General features: G+C 66.3%; 18 protein-coding genes. 11 read left to right on the top strand and 7 right to left on the bottom strand.

Annotation, left to right across the window (positions count from 1 at the left end):
- Positions 1 to 33: 33 nt before the first annotated feature.
- Complete coding sequence (gene groL, locus H289_RS0119505; RefSeq protein ID WP_020102500.1) at positions 34 to 1,653, top strand: chaperonin GroEL; 1,620 nt, start codon at positions 34 to 36, stop codon at positions 1,651 to 1,653.
- A gap of 1,255 nt (positions 1,654 to 2,908) precedes the next feature.
- Here groL and H289_RS0119500 read toward each other — a convergent pair.
- Complete coding sequence (locus H289_RS0119500) at positions 2,909 to 4,219, bottom strand: carboxylesterase family protein (RefSeq protein WP_020102499.1); 1,311 nt, start codon at positions 4,217 to 4,219, stop codon at positions 2,909 to 2,911.
- A gap of 58 nt (positions 4,220 to 4,277) precedes the next feature.
- On the bottom strand, positions 4,278 to 4,448 hold the full coding sequence (locus tag H289_RS33445; protein ID WP_020102498.1) for a hypothetical protein: 171 nt from the start codon (positions 4,446 to 4,448) through the stop codon (positions 4,278 to 4,280).
- 203 nt (positions 4,449 to 4,651) lie between these two features.
- Here H289_RS33445 and H289_RS0119490 point away from each other — a divergent pair, with 203 nt between their 5' ends.
- The 4 genes from H289_RS0119490 (at position 4,652) to H289_RS0119475 (ending at position 8,436) form a co-directional block, all read left to right on the top strand.
- Positions 4,652 to 5,026, top strand: a complete 375-nt coding sequence (locus H289_RS0119490) for a group I truncated hemoglobin (RefSeq protein ID WP_020102497.1) — start codon at positions 4,652 to 4,654, stop codon at positions 5,024 to 5,026.
- Between the two features lie 170 nt (positions 5,027 to 5,196).
- A complete protein-coding gene (locus H289_RS31955; RefSeq protein ID WP_020102496.1) occupies positions 5,197 to 6,480 on the top strand; it encodes an adenylate/guanylate cyclase domain-containing protein in 1,284 nt (427 codons plus the stop codon).
- Positions 6,480 to 7,250: an enoyl-CoA hydratase gene (locus H289_RS0119480; protein WP_020102495.1), complete on the top strand. Its 771-nt coding sequence runs from the start codon at positions 6,480 to 6,482 to the stop codon at positions 7,248 to 7,250. The genes H289_RS31955 and H289_RS0119480 overlap by 1 nt, the downstream gene beginning before the upstream one ends.
- An 82-nt stretch (positions 7,251 to 7,332) precedes the next feature.
- On the top strand, positions 7,333 to 8,436 hold the full coding sequence (locus tag H289_RS0119475; protein ID WP_020102494.1) for a ferritin-like domain-containing protein: 1,104 nt from the start codon (positions 7,333 to 7,335) through the stop codon (positions 8,434 to 8,436).
- Here the strand turns inward: H289_RS0119475 and H289_RS0119470 are convergent.
- Both H289_RS0119470 and H289_RS0119465 read right to left on the bottom strand, forming a co-directional pair.
- The gene (locus tag H289_RS0119470) at positions 8,417 to 8,878 is read right to left on the bottom strand and encodes an OsmC family protein (protein ID WP_020102493.1); all 462 of its coding nucleotides are present in this window, start codon (positions 8,876 to 8,878) and stop codon (positions 8,417 to 8,419) included. The two genes, H289_RS0119475 and H289_RS0119470, sit on opposite strands and share 20 nt — an antisense overlap.
- A 10-nt stretch (positions 8,879 to 8,888) precedes the next feature.
- Positions 8,889 to 9,506 carry a TetR/AcrR family transcriptional regulator gene (locus H289_RS0119465; RefSeq protein ID WP_029105465.1) on the bottom strand — a complete coding sequence of 206 codons (618 nt, stop codon included), beginning with the start codon at positions 9,504 to 9,506 and terminating at the stop codon, positions 8,889 to 8,891.
- A 92-nt stretch (positions 9,507 to 9,598) separates the two neighbouring features.
- On the opposite strand from H289_RS0119465, the gene H289_RS0119460 reads away from it, so the two are divergent.
- Together H289_RS0119460 and H289_RS0119455 are read left to right on the top strand one after the other, a co-directional pair.
- Positions 9,599 to 10,072: a nuclear transport factor 2 family protein gene (locus H289_RS0119460; protein WP_020102491.1), complete on the top strand. Its 474-nt coding sequence runs from the start codon at positions 9,599 to 9,601 to the stop codon at positions 10,070 to 10,072.
- Positions 10,065 to 10,748, top strand: coding sequence for a hypothetical protein (locus tag H289_RS0119455; protein ID WP_020102490.1), 684 nt, complete (start codon positions 10,065 to 10,067; stop codon positions 10,746 to 10,748). The genes H289_RS0119460 and H289_RS0119455 overlap by 8 nt, the downstream gene beginning before the upstream one ends.
- Here H289_RS0119455 and H289_RS0119450 read toward each other — a convergent pair.
- A complete protein-coding gene (locus H289_RS0119450; RefSeq protein WP_020102489.1) occupies positions 10,745 to 11,404 on the bottom strand; it encodes a potassium channel family protein in 660 nt (219 codons plus the stop codon). The two genes, H289_RS0119455 and H289_RS0119450, sit on opposite strands and share 4 nt — an antisense overlap.
- A gap of 94 nt (positions 11,405 to 11,498) precedes the next feature.
- On the opposite strand from H289_RS0119450, the gene H289_RS0119445 reads away from it, so the two are divergent.
- Complete coding sequence (locus H289_RS0119445; protein ID WP_020102488.1) at positions 11,499 to 12,995, top strand: potassium/proton antiporter; 1,497 nt, start codon at positions 11,499 to 11,501, stop codon at positions 12,993 to 12,995.
- 87 nt (positions 12,996 to 13,082) lie between these two features.
- Here H289_RS0119445 and H289_RS0119440 read toward each other — a convergent pair whose 3' ends face one another.
- On the bottom strand, positions 13,083 to 13,373 hold the full coding sequence (locus H289_RS0119440; protein WP_029105464.1) for a WhiB family transcriptional regulator: 291 nt from the start codon (positions 13,371 to 13,373) through the stop codon (positions 13,083 to 13,085).
- A 413-nt stretch (positions 13,374 to 13,786) separates the two neighbouring features.
- On the opposite strand from H289_RS0119440, the gene H289_RS0119435 reads away from it, so the two are divergent.
- From H289_RS0119435 to H289_RS30860, 3 genes are all read left to right on the top strand, one after another.
- Positions 13,787 to 14,611, top strand: coding sequence for a tetratricopeptide repeat protein (locus H289_RS0119435; RefSeq protein ID WP_020102486.1), 825 nt, complete (start codon positions 13,787 to 13,789; stop codon positions 14,609 to 14,611).
- Positions 14,612 to 14,699: 88 nt separating this feature from the next.
- Positions 14,700 to 15,278, top strand: coding sequence for a sigma-70 family RNA polymerase sigma factor (locus H289_RS0119430; RefSeq protein ID WP_020102485.1), 579 nt, complete (start codon positions 14,700 to 14,702; stop codon positions 15,276 to 15,278).
- On the top strand, positions 15,271 to 16,530 hold the full coding sequence (locus H289_RS30860; RefSeq protein WP_020102484.1) for an anti-sigma-D factor RsdA: 1,260 nt from the start codon (positions 15,271 to 15,273) through the stop codon (positions 16,528 to 16,530). Before H289_RS0119430 ends, H289_RS30860 begins: the two co-directional genes overlap by 8 nt.
- 274 nt (positions 16,531 to 16,804) lie before the next feature.
- Here the strand turns inward: H289_RS30860 and H289_RS0119420 are convergent, their stop codons facing one another.
- Positions 16,805 to 17,209: a DUF5319 domain-containing protein gene (locus H289_RS0119420; protein WP_020102483.1), complete on the bottom strand. Its 405-nt coding sequence runs from the start codon at positions 17,207 to 17,209 to the stop codon at positions 16,805 to 16,807.
- Positions 17,210 to 17,278: the final 69 nt, after the last annotated feature.

Here is a 17,278-nt window from a genome sequence, read left to right as displayed (position 1 = left end):
CCGGGGCGGTATGCGTATCAGCGAAAGGCTCTAATGAGCAAGCTCATTGAATTCAACGAAGCTGCGCGCCGGGCCATGGAAGCCGGTGTCGACAAGCTCGCCGACGCAGTCCGCGTGACCATCGGCCCGCGCGGCCGGAACGTCGTGCTGGCCAAGGCCTTCGGTGGCCCGCAGGTCACCAACGACGGCGTCACCATCGCCCGCGACATCGACCTGGAAGACCCGTTCGAGAACCTGGGCGCCCAGCTGGTCAAGTCCGTCGCGACCAAGACCAACGACGTCGCCGGCGACGGCACCACCACCGCCACCGTGCTGGCCCAGGCCATCGTGAAGGCCGGTCTGCGCAATGTCGCGGCCGGTGCCAACCCGATCGCGCTCGGCGCGGGCATCTCGAAGGCCGCCGACGCGGTGTCCGAGGCCCTGCTGGCCGCGGCCAAGCCGGTGTCCGACAAGACCGCCATCGCCCAGGTCGCGACCGTTTCGTCGCGCGACGAACTGATCGGTGAGCTGGTCGGTGAGGCCATGACCCGCGTCGGTGCCGACGGCGTCGTCACCGTCGAGGAGTCCTCGACCCTGAACACCGAGCTCGAGGTCACCGAGGGCGTCGGCTTCGACAAGGGCTTCCTTTCGGCGTACTTCGTCACCGACTTCGACTCCCAGGAAGCCGTCCTCGAGGACGCGCTGGTGCTGCTGCACCGCGACAAGATCAGCTCGCTGCCAGACCTGCTGCCGCTGCTGGAGAAGGTCGCTCAGGCCGGCAAGCCGCTGCTGATCATCGCCGAGGACATTGAGGGCGAGGCCCTGTCGACCCTGGTCGTCAACGCCATCCGCAAGACCCTCAAGGCCGTCGCGGTCAAGGCGCCGTTCTTCGGTGACCGCCGCAAGGCGTTCCTGGAGGACCTCGCCGTCGTCACCGGTGGCCAGGTCGTCAACCCCGACGTGGGTCTGACGCTCCGTGAGGCGGGCCTCGACGTGCTGGGCACCGCCCGCCGCGTCGTCGTCACCAAGGACAGCACCGTGATCGTCGACGGTGGCGGCACCGCCGAGGCCATCGACGGCCGCAAGGCGCAGCTGCGCAGCGAGATCGAGGCCTCGGACTCGGATTGGGACCGCGAGAAGCTCGAAGAGCGCCTCGCCAAGCTGGCCGGCGGCGTGGCCGTCATCAAGGTCGGCGCTGCCACCGAGACCGACCTGAAGAAGCGCAAGGAAGCCGTCGAGGACGCCGTCGCCGCCGCCAAGGCTGCGGTGGAAGAGGGCATCGTCACCGGTGGTGGCGCCGCTCTGGTCCAGGCTCGCACCGCTCTGGACGGCCTGCGTGGCTCGCTGTCCGGCGACGAGCTGATCGGCCTCGAGGTCTTCTCCTCGGCACTGTCGGCCCCGCTGTACTGGATCGCCACCAACGCCGGCCTGGACGGTTCGGTCGTGGTGAACAAGGTGTCCGAGCTGCCCCTCGGGCAGGGCTTCAACGCCGCCACCTTGACCTACGGTGACCTGCTGGCCGACGGCATCGTCGACCCGGCCAAGGTAACCCGGTCCGCGGTGCTCAACGCCGCTTCGGTGGCCCGGATGATCCTGACGACCGAGACGGCCGTCGTGGAGAAGCCGGCCGAGGAAGCCGATCACGGGCACGGCCACCACGGTCACGCCCACTAGGTAGTTGCAACGAAACGCCCCCGGTCCTGTTGGGCCGGGGGCGTTTTCGTGTTTTGGGGCGGTCTCTGCGAATAAGCCTCGCTCCGCACAACTTGCGCCGACCTTGAACGCCTCGGCTGCGTGATGCGGGTTGTAGGTCGACGCGAGCGTTTCGCCGGCCCACGCCGCCATCTCGTGGTTATTGCTGTACAGCCACCAGGACGGCTTCCCAGCCTGGGTGCTTGACAAGTAACCAAATCAACTGCGCTGCAAAAGGTTACGCACTTGGGCGACGCGGTCTGTTTTCAACAGGCGGAGCCGAATCGGCGGGCTGTGCGCCATAGCCTGGCAGGAGCGTCAGGGCGACGTCTATAGTCCCAATCGCGTCTCCTGTTGCGGCTTTTCCGCTTGTGCTGCAGGGCCTTCTGTTTGCCGGTAATTTCTGTGAAGTTCCGTGCCAGCCACTCGCGTGCCTGTCACAATCTCGTCGTGGCATGTGGGGGAGTGGCGCGTGGGTAGCTGGGAAGTACCGACGTTTGTGGTCACGACGGCGAGCGCCGTTATCGCGTACCTAGCTTGGCAGCACCCAGTTTCGCCGGAGAAGCCGACTCCGGCGGCTTCAAGCCAGACCGCGCAGGCCGCGCCAAATAGTTGGCCGGCGTCGCCTCCGCCGCTGGTAACGGGGGCGGACATTAGCCAATCTCACCAGACCTGCGACAACGGATATTCGAACGGCGGCGTGCGGGCTGGTCGAGGCACCGTCGAGACCTCGTGTCAGTTCGTCAGGAACGTACTCAACACGTATGTGTCGACGGGTGGGCTGTCGACGAGCTATCGAACGCTATCGGTACCGGGCGCCGTCAGCTGTACCACTGTTCCTGGCGCAGTGTGCGACGGTGAGAACTTCCGTATGAACTGCCAAAGTGACCAACAGTGGGTCTCGTGCAGGGGTGGGCGCAATGCGATCGTCTGGCTCTGGTGACCAGTCCCGGTTGCTGATCAGGTGATCGCAGTAGCTCCAGCTCACAGCGCACCACTTCGATGGCTTCCAACGCCTTCGGATCATCCGGGTCCATGCCTTAGGCGCGGATCGCTTCGCGTTCGATTTCGTCCGTGCGGATTTAGAAGAGGCCTGAGCGTCGTGGACAAGGCGGCTGAGGAAGCCGATCACGGGCACGGCCACCACGGTTACGCCCACTAGGTAGTTGCAACGAAACGCTTCCGGTCCTGTTGGGCCGGGGGCGTTTTCGTGCAAGCGCCGGCCGACGGAGCGCTGTCAGCCGAAGACAAGTTGTCGCTGCCCGAGCGCGGCGACGCCGTCATGTGCGAAACCCGCCCAGAGGAAACGCATCTGACGCCCGAGGTTCTCGTCGACGGTGCGCGGCTCAGGGCCGAGCATCGGAGCGTCCGTCCACGCGCCCACTGCGCCCAGGAGTAGCGGAAGCTCGATGCAATGGCAGGCGCCCAGTGGCGCTCGCGGTGGTGCCCAGTCGACTCGGAAGGTCGCCGATCGTCCACCCGCTCGCTGCCAGGTCTGCGCCAGATCGATTGCCGGCCTGCCGAATTCGGTGCGGGTCAGGTTGCGCGCGATCACCGCGGCGAGCGCCGTGCCGAGCGGTCCGAACCGTTGGAGGCGGGCGCCGCGCGGATCCATCGACACGAAAGGCCGGCCGTCGTCGCGGGTGTAGCCGACCAGGATTTCGACACGCCTAGCTGCGTCGGCGATCTGCGGTTCGAACTGTTCGGCGGAAACCAGCGGTGCGTGACCGAGAATCGGTGCGTAGGCCATCATGCCGAGCCGGCCGAACGGCTGGGCGGCCACCAGTGCGGCAACCTGCGCCTCGAGCAGCTGCTGAATGTCGGCCTCCATGGCCGGGACGCCCGCCAACGACGCCAGCGCCGCGTTCGTCATGGCAGCGGCCAGGGCGGACCGCTCACGCGGCAGGCCGAGCGGTGCGCTCTGCAGGATGGCCCGGGTGAACAGGCCGGCTGTCTCCGGGCACAACATCAGTGACATGACGGAATCTCCGCCGGCTGATTGGCCGAACACCGTGACGCGCTGGGGATCGCCGCCGAACGCCGAGACGTTGTCGCGAACCCATTGCAGCGCGCAGATCTGGTCACGCAGCCCGAGGTTCTGTGTGTGCGGGTCGTGGATGTTCAAGTACCCGAAGATGCCGAGCCGGTAGGTGACGGTCACGACGACGACCCGACCCTCGGCCACCAGCGCCAGCGGGTCGTACTTCGGGGATTCACCGCCTCCCGACACGTAGGCACCGCCGTGGAACCACACCATCACCGGCAGTCTTTCGGCATCCGCCGGTGCGAAGACGCTGAGCACTTGGCACTGCTCGCTGACCGGGAGGCAGTCGACCACAGGGCCGGTGACGGGCTGCAGACGCGATGGCAGTTGAGGACACGCGGGCCCGCGCTCGGTTCCGTCGATCACCTCCGCGCCGGGAGAGACCACTTCCGGGTCGGCGAACCGGTCGGCGCGGGCATAGGGGATGCCGCGCGCGACGACCATGCCGTCGTTTTCGATCGCCTGCAGGGTGGTGCCGCCGATGTCGATGCGCTTGGCCGCCATCGGCTCACAATATGAAGGACCCCCGATCCGTGCGGATCGGGGGTCCTTGGTCGGCCGGTCAGAACGCCTGGTCGACGAAACCGTTGCTGGTGTTGGCGTTGTCGTGGTTGTCGACGCTGTAGTGGGGACCGATCGGGGTTCCGGTGGTGGCCTGCGCGGGGACGGCCAGACCCAGGACGGCGGCGGTCATGCTGGATGCGATCAGAGTGGCAAAGCCGAACTTCTTCATTTTGAACCCCTTTTTCGGTTGTTGTGGTGCTCTGATGGTTGAAACCGGTTGTGCGGCAGTGCCATTCCGATCGGCAGGATTTGATGCACGGTTGGCAGAATTAAGTCTTTTGTGACGGACGCGGTAGCCGTAGAGAGAATATCTGCGATTTGCCTGCACCGTCCTCACCGCCGGCGCGATGCTCTGCGTCAGAGGAGGGCGACATGACCGAGACGCCGCCATCGCTGTACCGGCGGCTGGGCGGCTACGACGTGATCGCGGCGATTATCGACGACATGTTCGCCTTGTTGCGAGCGGACCCGGCATTCGCGCGTTTCGGGTCGGGCCGCAGTACCGATTCCCACCTGCGGACCCGGCAGTTGCTCGTTGATCAGATGTGCGAGCTGACCGGCGGGCCGTGCCACTACATCGGCCGTGACATGGTGACCTCCCATGCGGGACTGGCGATCTCGGCCGCGGAATGGGACGCCAACATGAAGCACGCCGACGCCGCGTTGCTCAAGAACGGCGTGCCCGACGCCGAAAGAGCGGAATTCCTGGCGCTTTTCGAGCGCTACCGCGGCGACATCGTCGAATAGCGACTGGGCGGCTGGGGTCGTCCGCGCATCCTGACACAGTGTCCTGCTGAGAGCGTCCTCGAGGCTATATACGCTCAGCGACGCTCTCAGAGTGACGTTGTGATCGAGCCACGATCTCCTTCCGGCGGAACTCAGTTACGGCAGGCCCGAGTCTCCGCTATTTTCGCCCAATGGACGCGCAAGTGGTGCGGTGCTGGGTGCAGCAGCGGCATGCCCAGCTTCATATGCGCAAGTGGATGCTGGAGTTCGACGACGCAGACTCCGAACGCGAATTTCGGGCACACGACGACGCGAACGGCCTGCGGGCGGCGACCTTCGCTCAAGTGGTCGGCGTCCTGTTCACCATCGTGTACGCGGGCGTGGACTTCCTTGTCCTGCACGGTTTCGTCCCAGGAGCCCTCATCGTCCGCGCGGTCACCATCGGCATCTTCCTGCTGGGGATCGTGGCGGTCCGCCGGATGCGGACGCTCCAGGACCATCTGCAGGTCGCCGCTGTCGTACAGCTGACGATCGTCCAGGTGCTGCTCGTACCGGTGCTCGCCAGTGTCGGAGATTTCCCGACCCAGTACCTGATGACCTCGGCCACCGTCACGCTGCTGGGCGCAGTCGGCCTGTTGCGGCTGCGGATGCACGCCGCGCTGGCCAACACCGTGGTGTTCGTCGTGGTGTGCCTGGAACTGCCGAGTGCCCGGGGGAACCTGGACGAGCTCGGCACGATGGCGCCGCAGATCGCCGGTCTGGCCGCGATCAGCGTGCTGATCGCCTTTGCGCTGGAGCGGCTGCGGCGCATCGACTTCCTCCGGCAGCGTGAGGTCGAACAGGAGCGAGCCCGGACCGAGGAGCTGCTCTACAACGTGCTGCCGGCACCGATCGCGGACCGGCTGCGCGACGGCGCGCTGACGATCGCCGACTCGGCGCCCAGTGTCAGCGTGTTGTTCTCCGACATCGTGGGCTTCACGCCGCTGTCCGAGACACTGACACCCGAGGCGCTGGTTCAGCTGCTGGACACGATGTTCCGTGCCTTCGACGAGCTCTGCGACCGCCGCGGCATCGAGAAGATCAAGACGGTCGGTGACGCCTACATGGCGGTGGCGGGCCTGCCCAATCCCGACGAGGACCACGCCGCCTCGATGGCCGAGCTGGCCCTCGATATGCAACGCACCGTCACGGGGCTGTCATCGAACTGGCCGAGTCCTATCTCGATGCGAATCGGCATCTCGTCGGGTCCGGTGGTCGCGGGCGTGATCGGGCAGCGCAAGTTCATCTACGACCTGTGGGGCGACACCGTGAACACGGCGAGCCGCATGGAGTCCAGTGGCCGCCCGCACCGCATCCAGGTATCCGCGTCCACGCACGCGCTGCTGGCGCACCGCTACGCATTCAGCGACCCGCAGGTGGTCGAGGTCAAGGGCAAGGGACGCATGACGACGTACTTTCTGGAGGGTGCTCGCTGATGAGTGAACCGCTGCTGCTTCACCACCGCGATGACCGTGGTGTCGTGACGCTGACGCTGAACCGTCCACAGGCCTTCAACGCCCTGTCCGAAGTGATGCTCACGGAACTGGGGGAGGCCTTCGCCGCGCTGGCAGGCGACGCGACGGTGCGGGCCGTCGTGCTCGGGGCATCCGGCAGGGCTTTCTGCGCCGGTCACGACCTCAAGGAAATGCGCGCCGAACCGTCGCTCGAGTACTACCAGGACCTGTTCGCCCAGTGCACGGCGGTGATGCTGGCGATCCAGCGGTTGCCGGTCCCGGTGATCGCGCGGGTTCAGGGCCTGGCGACCGCGGCCGGCTGTCAGCTCGTCGCGATGTGCGATCTCGCGGTGGCAAGCCACGACGCCCGCTTCGCCGTCAGCGGCATCAACGTCGGATTGTTCTGTGCCACACCGGGAGTCGCGCTGTCGCGCAACGTCCCGCGGAAGGCCGCCTTCGAGATGTTGGTGACCGGGGAGTTCATCTCGGCGGACGAAGCCAAAGTCCTCGGACTGGTCAACCGGGTGGCGGCCCCGGAGGCACTCGACGACGAGGTCGAGGCGATCGTCGCGAGCATTGTCGCCAAGCCTGCCGTTGCCGTCGCGATGGGCAAGTCGTTGTTCTACCGCCAGCTCGAAGTCGGGATCGAAGCCGCCTATACGGACGCCGGAAACACGATGGCCTGCAACATGATGGACCCGAGCGCACTCGAAGGCGTGCTGGCGTTCATCGAGAAACGCCCAACCAAGTAGTTGACGGCTCGGCCGCCCGCGGCGCACTGTGATGTGAGTCATATTTCTATCTGGACACATCGGGGCAGAGAGGCGGCCGCTCGTGACCACGAAGGACAAGTACACGGAAGTGCCCACGCCGTACTCCTGGGACGTCGCGAGCGGCGGGGACGCACGCTTCACCTGGGAATATGACGATGGCCGTGGGCGCCTGCTGAACCTGTACCAGAAGGGCAAGGACAAGCAGTGGGACGCGCAGTCGCGTATCGACTGGTCGCTGGATGTCGATCCGATGAACCCGATCGGCCTGCCCGACGAGTTCCATCCGCTGTTCGGCAGCCCGATGTGGGAAGCGGCCGACGAGAAACGCCGCGCCGAGATGAAGCGCCACTCGCAAGCCTGGCAGTTCTCGCAGTTCCTGCACGGCGAGCAGGGGGCGATGGTGTGTGCGGCGAAGATCGTCGAGGTCGTCCCCGATCTCGATGCGAAGTTCTACGCGGCCACGCAGACCATGGACGAGGCCCGGCACGTCGAGACGTTCTCCCGGTTCCTGCAGGAGAAGGTCGGTCTCGTCTACCCGATGAACAAGAATCTGAACCTACTGCTGGAGGACACCCTGCGGGATTCGCGCTGGGACATGCCCTACCTCGGTATGCAGGTGCTCATCGAAGGACTCGCGCTCGCCGCGTTCGGGGTACAGCGCGACTTGGCGGCGCCCGGGTCGTTGGCCAAGCAGGTACTGGCCTACGTGATGCAGGACGAGGCCCGGCATGTGGCGTTCGGCCGAATCTCGTTGAAGGACTACTACTCCGGGATCACCGAAGCGGAGCGGAGCGAACGCGAAGAGTTCGTCGTCGACGCCTGCTATCTGATGCGGGACCGGTTCCGCGGCGAAGAGGTCTTCGAGACCCTCGGGCTCGACGTCAAGGCGTGTGCCGAGTGGGTCGATACCTCGGCGCCCATGATGAAGCAGTTCCGCGCGCATCTGTTCAGCCGAATCGTGCCCATTGTCAAGGACATTGGGCTGTGGGGGCCTAAGGTGCAGCAGGCGTTCGCCGATATGGGCGTGCTGGACATGGCCGGCTTCGACATCGAGTCGATGATGAAGGCCGACGAGGATCAGGCCGAGGCGCTCGACAAGGCCCACGCCGAAATGGCTGTCCGGGCAGCCGAAGTCGACGAGATCATCACGCAGGCAGCGAGCTAGCCGGCCGCAACGACGTGGTGACGTGCACCGACGAGGTCAACGTCCGGTGCACGGGACAGCGTTCGGCGATGGCGAGCAGCTTCTCCCGCTGATCGTCGTCGAGGTCGCCGATCAACTGGATGTCACGATCGATGTGGTCGACCATGCCCTGTTGCGTCTCGCACTCGGCGCAGTCCTTGGCGTGAATTCGCGAGTGCTGCAACGACACCCGCACCTGCTCGAGCGGCAGTTCCTTCTTGTCGGCGTACATCCGGATGGTCATGGATGTGCACGCGCCCAGGGCGGACAGCAGGAGGTCATAGGGCGACGGTCCCGCGTCGTCACCGAACGGACGTGGCTCGTCGGCGATCAATCGGTGCCCGCCGGCGATGATCTCCTGCGTGTACTTCCCCGCGCCGCTCTCGGCGACGGTGACGGTGCCTTCGGGCGATGGTGTTGTCATGCCGACAAGGCTAACGGGCGGCCTCGGACAGCGGGGCCAGGATCAAGCGGCAGGCCAGCTGAATTTCGTCTTCGGTCTCGTCGGCGGAGATTCGCCCGTTCATGCTGGACTGCAGGATGCCGTGCCACGTGTGCTGGACCAGTCGCATCAACGAAATATCTTGTGGCCCTGGATCGTCCACGCCGCAGATGGTCAGCAGCATGCTGCGGACCTGGCGGTCGATGTGCCCCACCTCGGCCACGGCCGTCGCATCGGCGGTGTTCAGTGAATTGAGCATGGCTGCGGTCAGGTGCGGTTGGCGCAGCATCGGACGGGTGGCGCGCGACAGCACGTCGAACACGCGGTCGGCCGCGGTGCCGGCCGGGGCCTTCCGACGGTCGATACCCTCCTGCATCCGGTCCACCCGGTCGGCCATGAGGCCGACGAACAAGTGGGTCTTGGACGGGAAGTAGCGGTACAGCGTGCCGAGGGCGACCCCGGCCGCGCGGGCGACTTCGTTCATCTGAACCTGGTCGGCGGGCTTCTGCGCGGCCAGGGCCGCGGTGGCCTTGAGGATCGCGTCGCGCCGCTGCTGCTGCACGGCGGAGCTGGGCTCGGCGGCCGGGCGGGGTTCGGCGATTCTTGCCAAGGTGCAGCTCCTTTTTGGGTCTGGAGCGAATTCTAGTTGTTCGGTAGAGTCCCGAAACTGAAATTGATTCTAGTTATCTTGGAGGTCTGGACATGCCACGCTTCACCCGCGACGAGCTGATGGCCGCGCTCGATCGCTACACCAAGGTCGTCGAGGTCTGTTCGAGCACGGGGGACTGGGCGCCGTTCGCCGATCTGTTCACCGAGGACGTCCACTACATCGAGCACGCCTACGGCGAGATGCACGGCCGCGAGGCGGTGCGCGAATGGATCGTCGGTGTCATGAAGCCGTTCCCGCACATGCGATTCCCGCACACCTGGGTCGCGATCGATGAGGAGAACGGCGCGATCGTCACCGAGATCATCAACGCCCTCGACCACCCGACCGAGCCGGACAAGGTGTTCGGTTTCCCCAACATCACCCGCCTCGTCTACGCCGGGGACAACCTGTTCTCCTCGGAGGAGGACGTCTACAACCCGGTCCGGGACGCGCCGCGTGCCGTCGGCGAGTGGCTGCAGGCCGGCGGTGTCATGCAGGCCGAGCCGATGGCCGCCAAGCATGGCTGACGCCGTGAAGCTCATCTACGCCCTGTGGGGCTCGGGTCTGGACACCGCCCTGCATTCGACGCAATTGCACGTGCTGTTGCAGGCGGCGGGTGTGAACCGGTTGCAGATCAACGTCGACGATGCCGACGTGGAGGCCGCCATGTTGCGCATCACCACCTTCGACAACCCGGTCCCGGCGGTGGTCAGCGTGTGGACCGATGCCGGCGTCGATCCGGACCCCATCTCCGATCTGCTGGCCGCGATCTCTCAGCGCAGCGCCGGCTGGGAGGTCGAGGAGACGGTGCGGCTGGAACCGCCCGTCGTGGAAAACGGTGTCCGGACAACGGCCTTGGCGCAGCTCGGCTTCCTGCGCATCCCGGCGGACCTCGACCCGGCCGACTGGCTGCAGATCTGGCAGGGGCAGCACACCAGCGTCGCCATCGACACGCAGGACACGTTCGGCTACGTGCAGAACCGCGTCCTGCGGACGGTGCATGGCAGCGAGCGGGTCGACGCCGTCGTCGAGGAACTGTTCCACATGGCGGCCATGACGGATGTGCACGCGTTCTACGGCAGCGGGGGAGACGACGAGGAACTGCAGCGGCGGATGACGCTCATGGTCGAGAGCGTGATGCGCTTCGGCGCCCACACCAACCTCGACTCGGTGCCGACGAGCAGGTACTGCTACGCGCTCTAGGCGCCGTGTATGAGGTCGCGGATGTCGCCGTCGACGGATTCGTCTGCCACGAAAAGCAATTCGTCGCCGTCCTCGAAGTGATCGCCGGATTTGGGCACGATGATCCTGCTGCCGCGCTGCACCGTCACCAACAGTGTGTTCGGCGGCAGGGTCATGTCCCCGATGGTGCGTCCGATCAGCGGGCTGTCCGGCGGCAGCGTGAACTTCGTCAGGTTCGCGTGCCCCTGACGTAGCCCCATCAGCCGTACCAGGTGGCCGACGTCGATGGCGCCCTCGACGCCGGCGGCCATCGCGTGCGGTGTGGACACCGCGACGTCGACACCCCAGTCGTCGGTGAACAACCACTCGTTGGCGACGTTGTTCACGCGCGCCACCACCCGCGGGACGCTGAACTCGGTTTTCGCCAACAGCGCCATCGCGAGGTTCGCCTTGTCATCACCCGTCGCGGCGATCACGACGTCGCACATCTCGATGCCGCATTCCTCGAGCGAGGCCACCTCGCAGGCGTCGGCCCACAGCCAATCGGCCTCGGGCACCGTGTTCGGCTCGTATTTGCGGATATCGCGTTCGATCAGGAGAACCTTGTGCCCGTTCGCGACGAGTTCTTGTGCCACCGACCGGCCCACCGCGCCGGCGCCGCCGATCGCCACGCGCATGCCCCGGGTGCTCACGCAGTCATTGTCGCCTACCGTCGCCTCCAGCGAGTTCCCAGATACATTTGCTTCGGCCGCACACCGGAATGGGGGATTGATGACGCTCGAGCAGCTGAACCGGGTGCTGCTCGTCGGAGCGCTGGTGCTGTTGGCGAGCATCGTCGCCACGCGGCTTGCGACCCGCGTCGGCCTGCCCAGTCTGCTGCTGTTCCTCGGCCTCGGTGTGCTGGTCGGGGAAGACGGCATCGGGCTGCGATTCGACGACGTCGCCCTGGTCCGGGACCTCGGGACCGCGGCGCTGGCGATCATCCTCATCGAAGGTGGTCTGACCACCAAGTTCAGCGACGTCCGCAAGAGTTTGGCGCCGGCCGCGGTCATGGCCACCGTCGGCGTGGCCGTCAGCACGGCCGTCACCGCCGCCGGCGCGCATCTGCTGTTGGGCATGGACTGGCAGCTGGCGCTGCTGCTGGGGGCCATCGTGTCGTCGACCGACGCCGCCGCGGTGTTCTCCGTGCTGCGCGTGCTGCCGTTGCCCCGGCGGCTGGCGGGTCTCCTGGAAGCCGAGTCCGGTCTGAACGACGCACCCGCCGTCATCCTCGTCCTGATGTTCAGCGTGGTTCCGCTGGCCTTCCATCCGGTGCACGGGCTGCTCGATCTGGTCTACGAGCTGGCGGTCGGTGCGGCGATCGGCCTGCTGTGCGGCTACCTCGGGGCCGTCACACTGCGCCGCATCGCGCTCCCGGCGTCCGGGCTGTATCCGCTCGCCACGTTCGGGCTGGGCACGGTGGCCTTCGCGGCCTGCGGGGTTACGCACGCCAGCGGATTCCTCGCGGCCTACCTGACCGGCCTGGTGCTCGCGAATTCCGGGCTGCCGCACCGCGCGGCCACCCGGTCATTCGCCGAAGGGCTGGGTTGGCTGGCCCAGATCGGGCTGTTCGTCCTGCTCGGCCTGTTGGTCACGCCCAGCCAGCTCGGTGACGATCTGGTGCCGGCCGTCGTCATCGGCCTGGTTCTGCTGTTGTTGGCCCGGCCGTTGTCGGTGGTGTTGTCGCTGATCGGCTTCCGGGTGCCCTGGCGGGAACAGGCATTCCTGTCGTGGGCCGGGCTGCGCGGCGCCGTGCCGATCGTGCTGGCCACCTACCCGATCGTCACCGGAGTGCCGGACAGTCAGCGGCTGCTGAACATCGTGTTCGTGCTGGTGGTGGTGTTCACGCTGGTGCAGGGGCCGAGTCTGAAGCCGATCGCGCATCGGCTCGGGCTGATCCGTCGCGACGTCACCCGCGAGATTCAGGTGGAAGCGGCGCCGCTGGACGTGCTCGACGCGGAGCTGTTGACGCTCACGGTGCTGCCGCAGTCGCGGCTGCACAACGTGACGGTGCTGGAACTGCGGCTGCCTGATCCGAGCGTGATCACCCTGATCATCCGTAAGGGCAATACCTTTGTGCCGCAGCCCGACACGCGTCTGGAAGCCGGTGATGAGTTACTGATCGTCAGCACCAGCACAACGCGCGAGGCCACCGAGCGCAGACTGCGCGCGGTGAGCCGTCGCGGGAAACTTGCCTATTGGTTCGATGAATACGGTGAGCCGGACTGACGGCTGCGATTACTGCGCCGAAAACCGCATTCCAGCAGCGATAGTTCGGGGAACGCCCCGCTGGGATGCGGCTTCGGTGGATATGGACTACGACGCGCGGCGGATGCCCCGCTTCAGCAACAGTTCGCGCTCACCTTCGCTGAGCCCGCCCCAGATGCCATACGGTTCGCCGACGGCCAGGGCGTGCGACCGGCATTGAGTGATCACCGGGCAGGCCCGGCACATTTCCTTGGCGCGCATTTCACGCTGGGCCCGAGCCCGGCCACGCTCGCCATCGGGATGAAAAAACACCGCTGAGTCGACGCCACGGCAAACGCCGTGCATCTGCCAATCCCACATATCGGCGTTGGGTCCGGGAAGCTGCTGAGGCTGTGGCATTGGGAACGACTCCTCCCCGCGCATCCATTTTGGAAATCTGTGGATACGCGTTGATCTGCAAATGACCCGAGAACTTGTCGCCGATGACAACTCGTGCACACAAAGTAGAAGGATTCGGCAAATTCCGTCAATAGCCGCGCTCTGTGCGAAACCCCATAAGCGCAGGTCAAGAATTTACATCACGTTCATCTGCGCGATGCCTTGGAAACGAAACAGGTGGTGGCGATATTGGCGGAACCCACCTGTTTCGGCAGTTCGCGATAGTTCGCCACGTCTGTCAATATGTGGCGGAATTGGAAGTCGTTGACATGCTGTTAACACGGCCAGCATTAATTATTAACCAAAGCTCCCGAGCTCGCACGGCGAGAGAAGGCGGCCATGCGAAGGTGCGGCATTGATACCGTGCTGACTCGATGACCGCAACCGGTACCAGCACGGGCACTGTCGACCCGCCAGCCGTCCATCTGTATGACGCCGCTTTTGGCAACAACCTGCCGTGTTGGCCGCTGCCCGCGGCCCATTCGGCCGACGAACTGTGGCTGCGTGCCGTGGCCGCCGGCGGTCAGGGTCGGTACGCCGCCGCCACCGCCGATCTCGACGCCGTCGCGCGGCGCGGTCGCGGTCCGTTGCTGTCGCTGGCGCACAGCACCCGCGCGTCGTTTCTCCGGCAGCTCGGTTGGCATCGCGTCGCTCGGGTTGCCGACGGTCGGGCGTGGGCCCTGGTCGGCCATCAGCCCGATGCCGCCGAGGCACGGGCCGACGCCCTCGTCGGCCTGGCCGCCGACGCTCTTGGCATCGGCCGCTTCGCGGTGGCGCAGCGGTTGCTCGAGCGGGCCGCGGGTGACACCGACAACAGCGGGGTACCGCGTCAACGGGTTCGGCTGGCCTGGGTGAGCGCCGAGTTGGCCATGGTCAGTGGTCGGGGCGACGACTCCGTCGCCCACGCCGAACGTGCCCGCGAGCTCGTCGGCGACCTCGGCTCGCCGCGCCACGCCGTGAAAACCGACGTCGTGTATTCGGCGGCACTGTGCAGCGCCGGCCGGTTCGACGAGTCCCGCCGCATCGCCGACGCCGCCCTGGAACGCACCCAGCAGTTCGGGTTGGTGCCGCTGACCTGGGCATTGGGCTGTTTGTTGAGCGATATCGGGAGCGCCGGGCACAGCCCGGAGGCGATGGCAGAGATCCGTGACGCGGCGGCCGCCACCGTGCGCGACCGCGGCGGGCGATGGGCGGGATGAATCTGGTAGCCCACACCAGTCATTACTGTTGTCCTGACATACCAACCACGGCACTGCCTCGTCCGTAACGCTGGAGATTGCGCCCACGATGACATTTTCGGGAGATGGTCTCGATGCTGTCGTTGCTGATGCAGTTGCCGGCAATCGCGACGCGCTCCGCAAGGTGCTGGAAACCATCCGCCCGATCGTCGTTCGGTACTGCCGTGCGCGCTTCGGGGTCGGCGAGCGACAGGGTGTTTCCGCAGACGATGTGGCTCAGGAGGTGTGTTTAGCTGTGATCACGGCGCTGCCGCGGTACAAGGACCAGGGACGGCCGTTCCTGGCTTTCGTGTACGGCATTGCCGCTCACAAGGTTGCTGACGCGCATCGTGCCGCCGGCCGCAACCGCGCTGAAGCCACCGACAATCTGCCGGACCGCCCCTCGACCGAGCTGGGCCCCGAACAGCTGGCCATCGACGCCGACTCGGCGGCCCGGATGAACCGCCTGCTGGCCGTGCTGCCCGAGAAGCAGCGCGAAATCCTGATCCTGCGCGTCGTCGTCGGCATGAGCGCCGAGGAGACCGCCGAGGCCGTCGGCAGCACCGCCGGCGCGGTCCGCGTCGCGCAGCACCGCGCGTTGGCGCGGTTGAAGACCGAGATCGGTTCGACGGAGCGCGGCCATGCCTGACTCCGGACAATGGCCGCCGGGCGGCGGCGACCCCTCGCTCAACGAGATTCGACGCGTCGACCGATTCTTCGACGCGCTCGCCGCCGACCAGCACGCGTACTCGACGGATTCCACCGAAGCCGAGCTGGCGTTCCTGCTCGCCGACTGGCGCGACAGCATCCGCGAACCCGCGGTGACGACGCCCGTCACGGCCCGCGACGCGGTCGCGGCGCTGCAGAACGGGTTGCACCGCAAGGAATCTCGGACATCGCTGACGATCGTCGGCTCGGTCGCGGCCGCGCTGCTGTGCCTGGGTGGCTTCGGCACCGCGATCTACGCTGCCGGCCCGAACTCGTCGCTCTACGGCCTGCACACGGCGATGTTCGGCGCCGAAAAGGCCAGCCGCGACGACCAGGTGATGCTGGCCGCGCAGACCGAGATGCAGCAGGTGCAGCAGCTGATCGACAACGGCCAGTGGCAGCAGGCGCAGGAGAAGCTCCAGGCGCTGAGCCCGACCGTGCAGAGCGTCGACGCCCCGGAGCACAAGCAACAGCTGATCCAGCAGTGGAATGCCTTGACCTACAAGGTGGTCGAGCAGAACCCCGCGGCGACGCTGCCGCCGCCGGGAGAGCCGATGCCGGTCCTGCCGTCCTCGCCGCTGACCCTGTTGCCGGTGCCGGTGGTGGAGACGACGTCGTCTTCGACTTCGTCGTCCAGCACGTCGACGACCACCTCGTCGACCACTTCGTCCACGACGGCCACCTCGACCGACACGTCCACGACGTCGAGCAGTACGTCGACCTCGCCGTCGGAGTCGACGAGCACGTCTTCTTCTACGAGTGCGGCGTCCCCGACAGAGACGGCCGGTTCTTCGTCGGCGAGCAGCTCGTCCGTCACCTCGGCGACGTCGTCCTCGGTGTCGACGGCCACCTCGGCGTCGGTGCCGTCGTCGACCGCGACGGCGACAGCGACAGGGACTTCGCCCGCCACAGTGCCCTCGAGCGAGCCCGTCGTCACCAAGCCGCCCACGGCGACTGCCACACAGACGGCCACGGTCGCGCCGTCGACGCAGAACCCGGCGCCCGCGCAGACCGTCACGACCGTTGCCCCGACTGTCGAAGTGCCCTCGGTGACCACACCTGCACCGACAGCCCCAGCTGTGCAGCCCACCGTGGCGCCGACAACGAAGGAAGCGCAGCCCGAGCCGACGCGGGAGCGGTCCGTCGTGACGACGACGCAGGCCCCGTCAGGATCGGGACGCGGAGAGCACTGAGGTTGTTCGGCCGTTGACTCTGTAGTCACGGCTCTGTCTACTCGGCCTTTTGTGCCCTGAGTGCAGGGTCAACGGAATTCGGCCGGGTTCGGCTGTTGAGCCTGTAGTGGGGGTGCTGGTTACTCGGCCATTTGTGCCGTCAGCGCGGACTCAACGGAATTCGCCGGGCCTCGGCCGTTGACTCTGTAGCCACGGCTCCGCCTACTCGGCTTTTTCGCCCTCAGCGCAACTTCAACGTGGCCAGACGTGACATCCAGCACGTCAACAGAAAAAATCAGCGGTAGCCGTCGTGCTCCGAGGTCGCCTCGTTGAGCGAGGCATCGGCATAACCGCGGCAGTAGTCCCACGTCACGTAAGCATCAGGCTCGGGATCGTAGGCCGGCTCGTGGGGACGGACGGTGCCGTCGACCAGCAGCTGCAGCAGGTTCGCCCGCAGCATGTCCCAGTCGTGGTAATGGTCCTGCTGACACTCGTCGCAACAGACGACGAGGCCGCGAATGCCTTTGTGTGCCAACAGTGTTTCGTACACTGCCAGATCGGCGAGATCGGCCTCGACGGCCATGCGTTCCTGCGGGTCCAGGGGTTGTCCGGGCTCCAGCGCATCCAGAACGGCCGACGGGTCCATGGGATCGTCGGCGAACGGGTCGGGTGGCAAGCCCGGCGGCAGGTGGTCACGCACAGGTCCACCCTACTTATCACCCCCGACGATGCGCCAGCCGTTACCCCGGCGAGCCGCCACAGAGTGGAG

It is taken from the genome of Mycobacterium sp. 360MFTsu5.1 (assembly GCF_000383495.1).
Classification (GTDB): Bacteria; Actinomycetota; Actinomycetes; order Mycobacteriales; family Mycobacteriaceae; genus Mycobacterium; species Mycobacterium mucogenicum_B.
The sequence above is the reverse complement of the archived record's forward strand: the minus strand, read 5'-3'. Positions and strand labels throughout refer to the sequence as shown.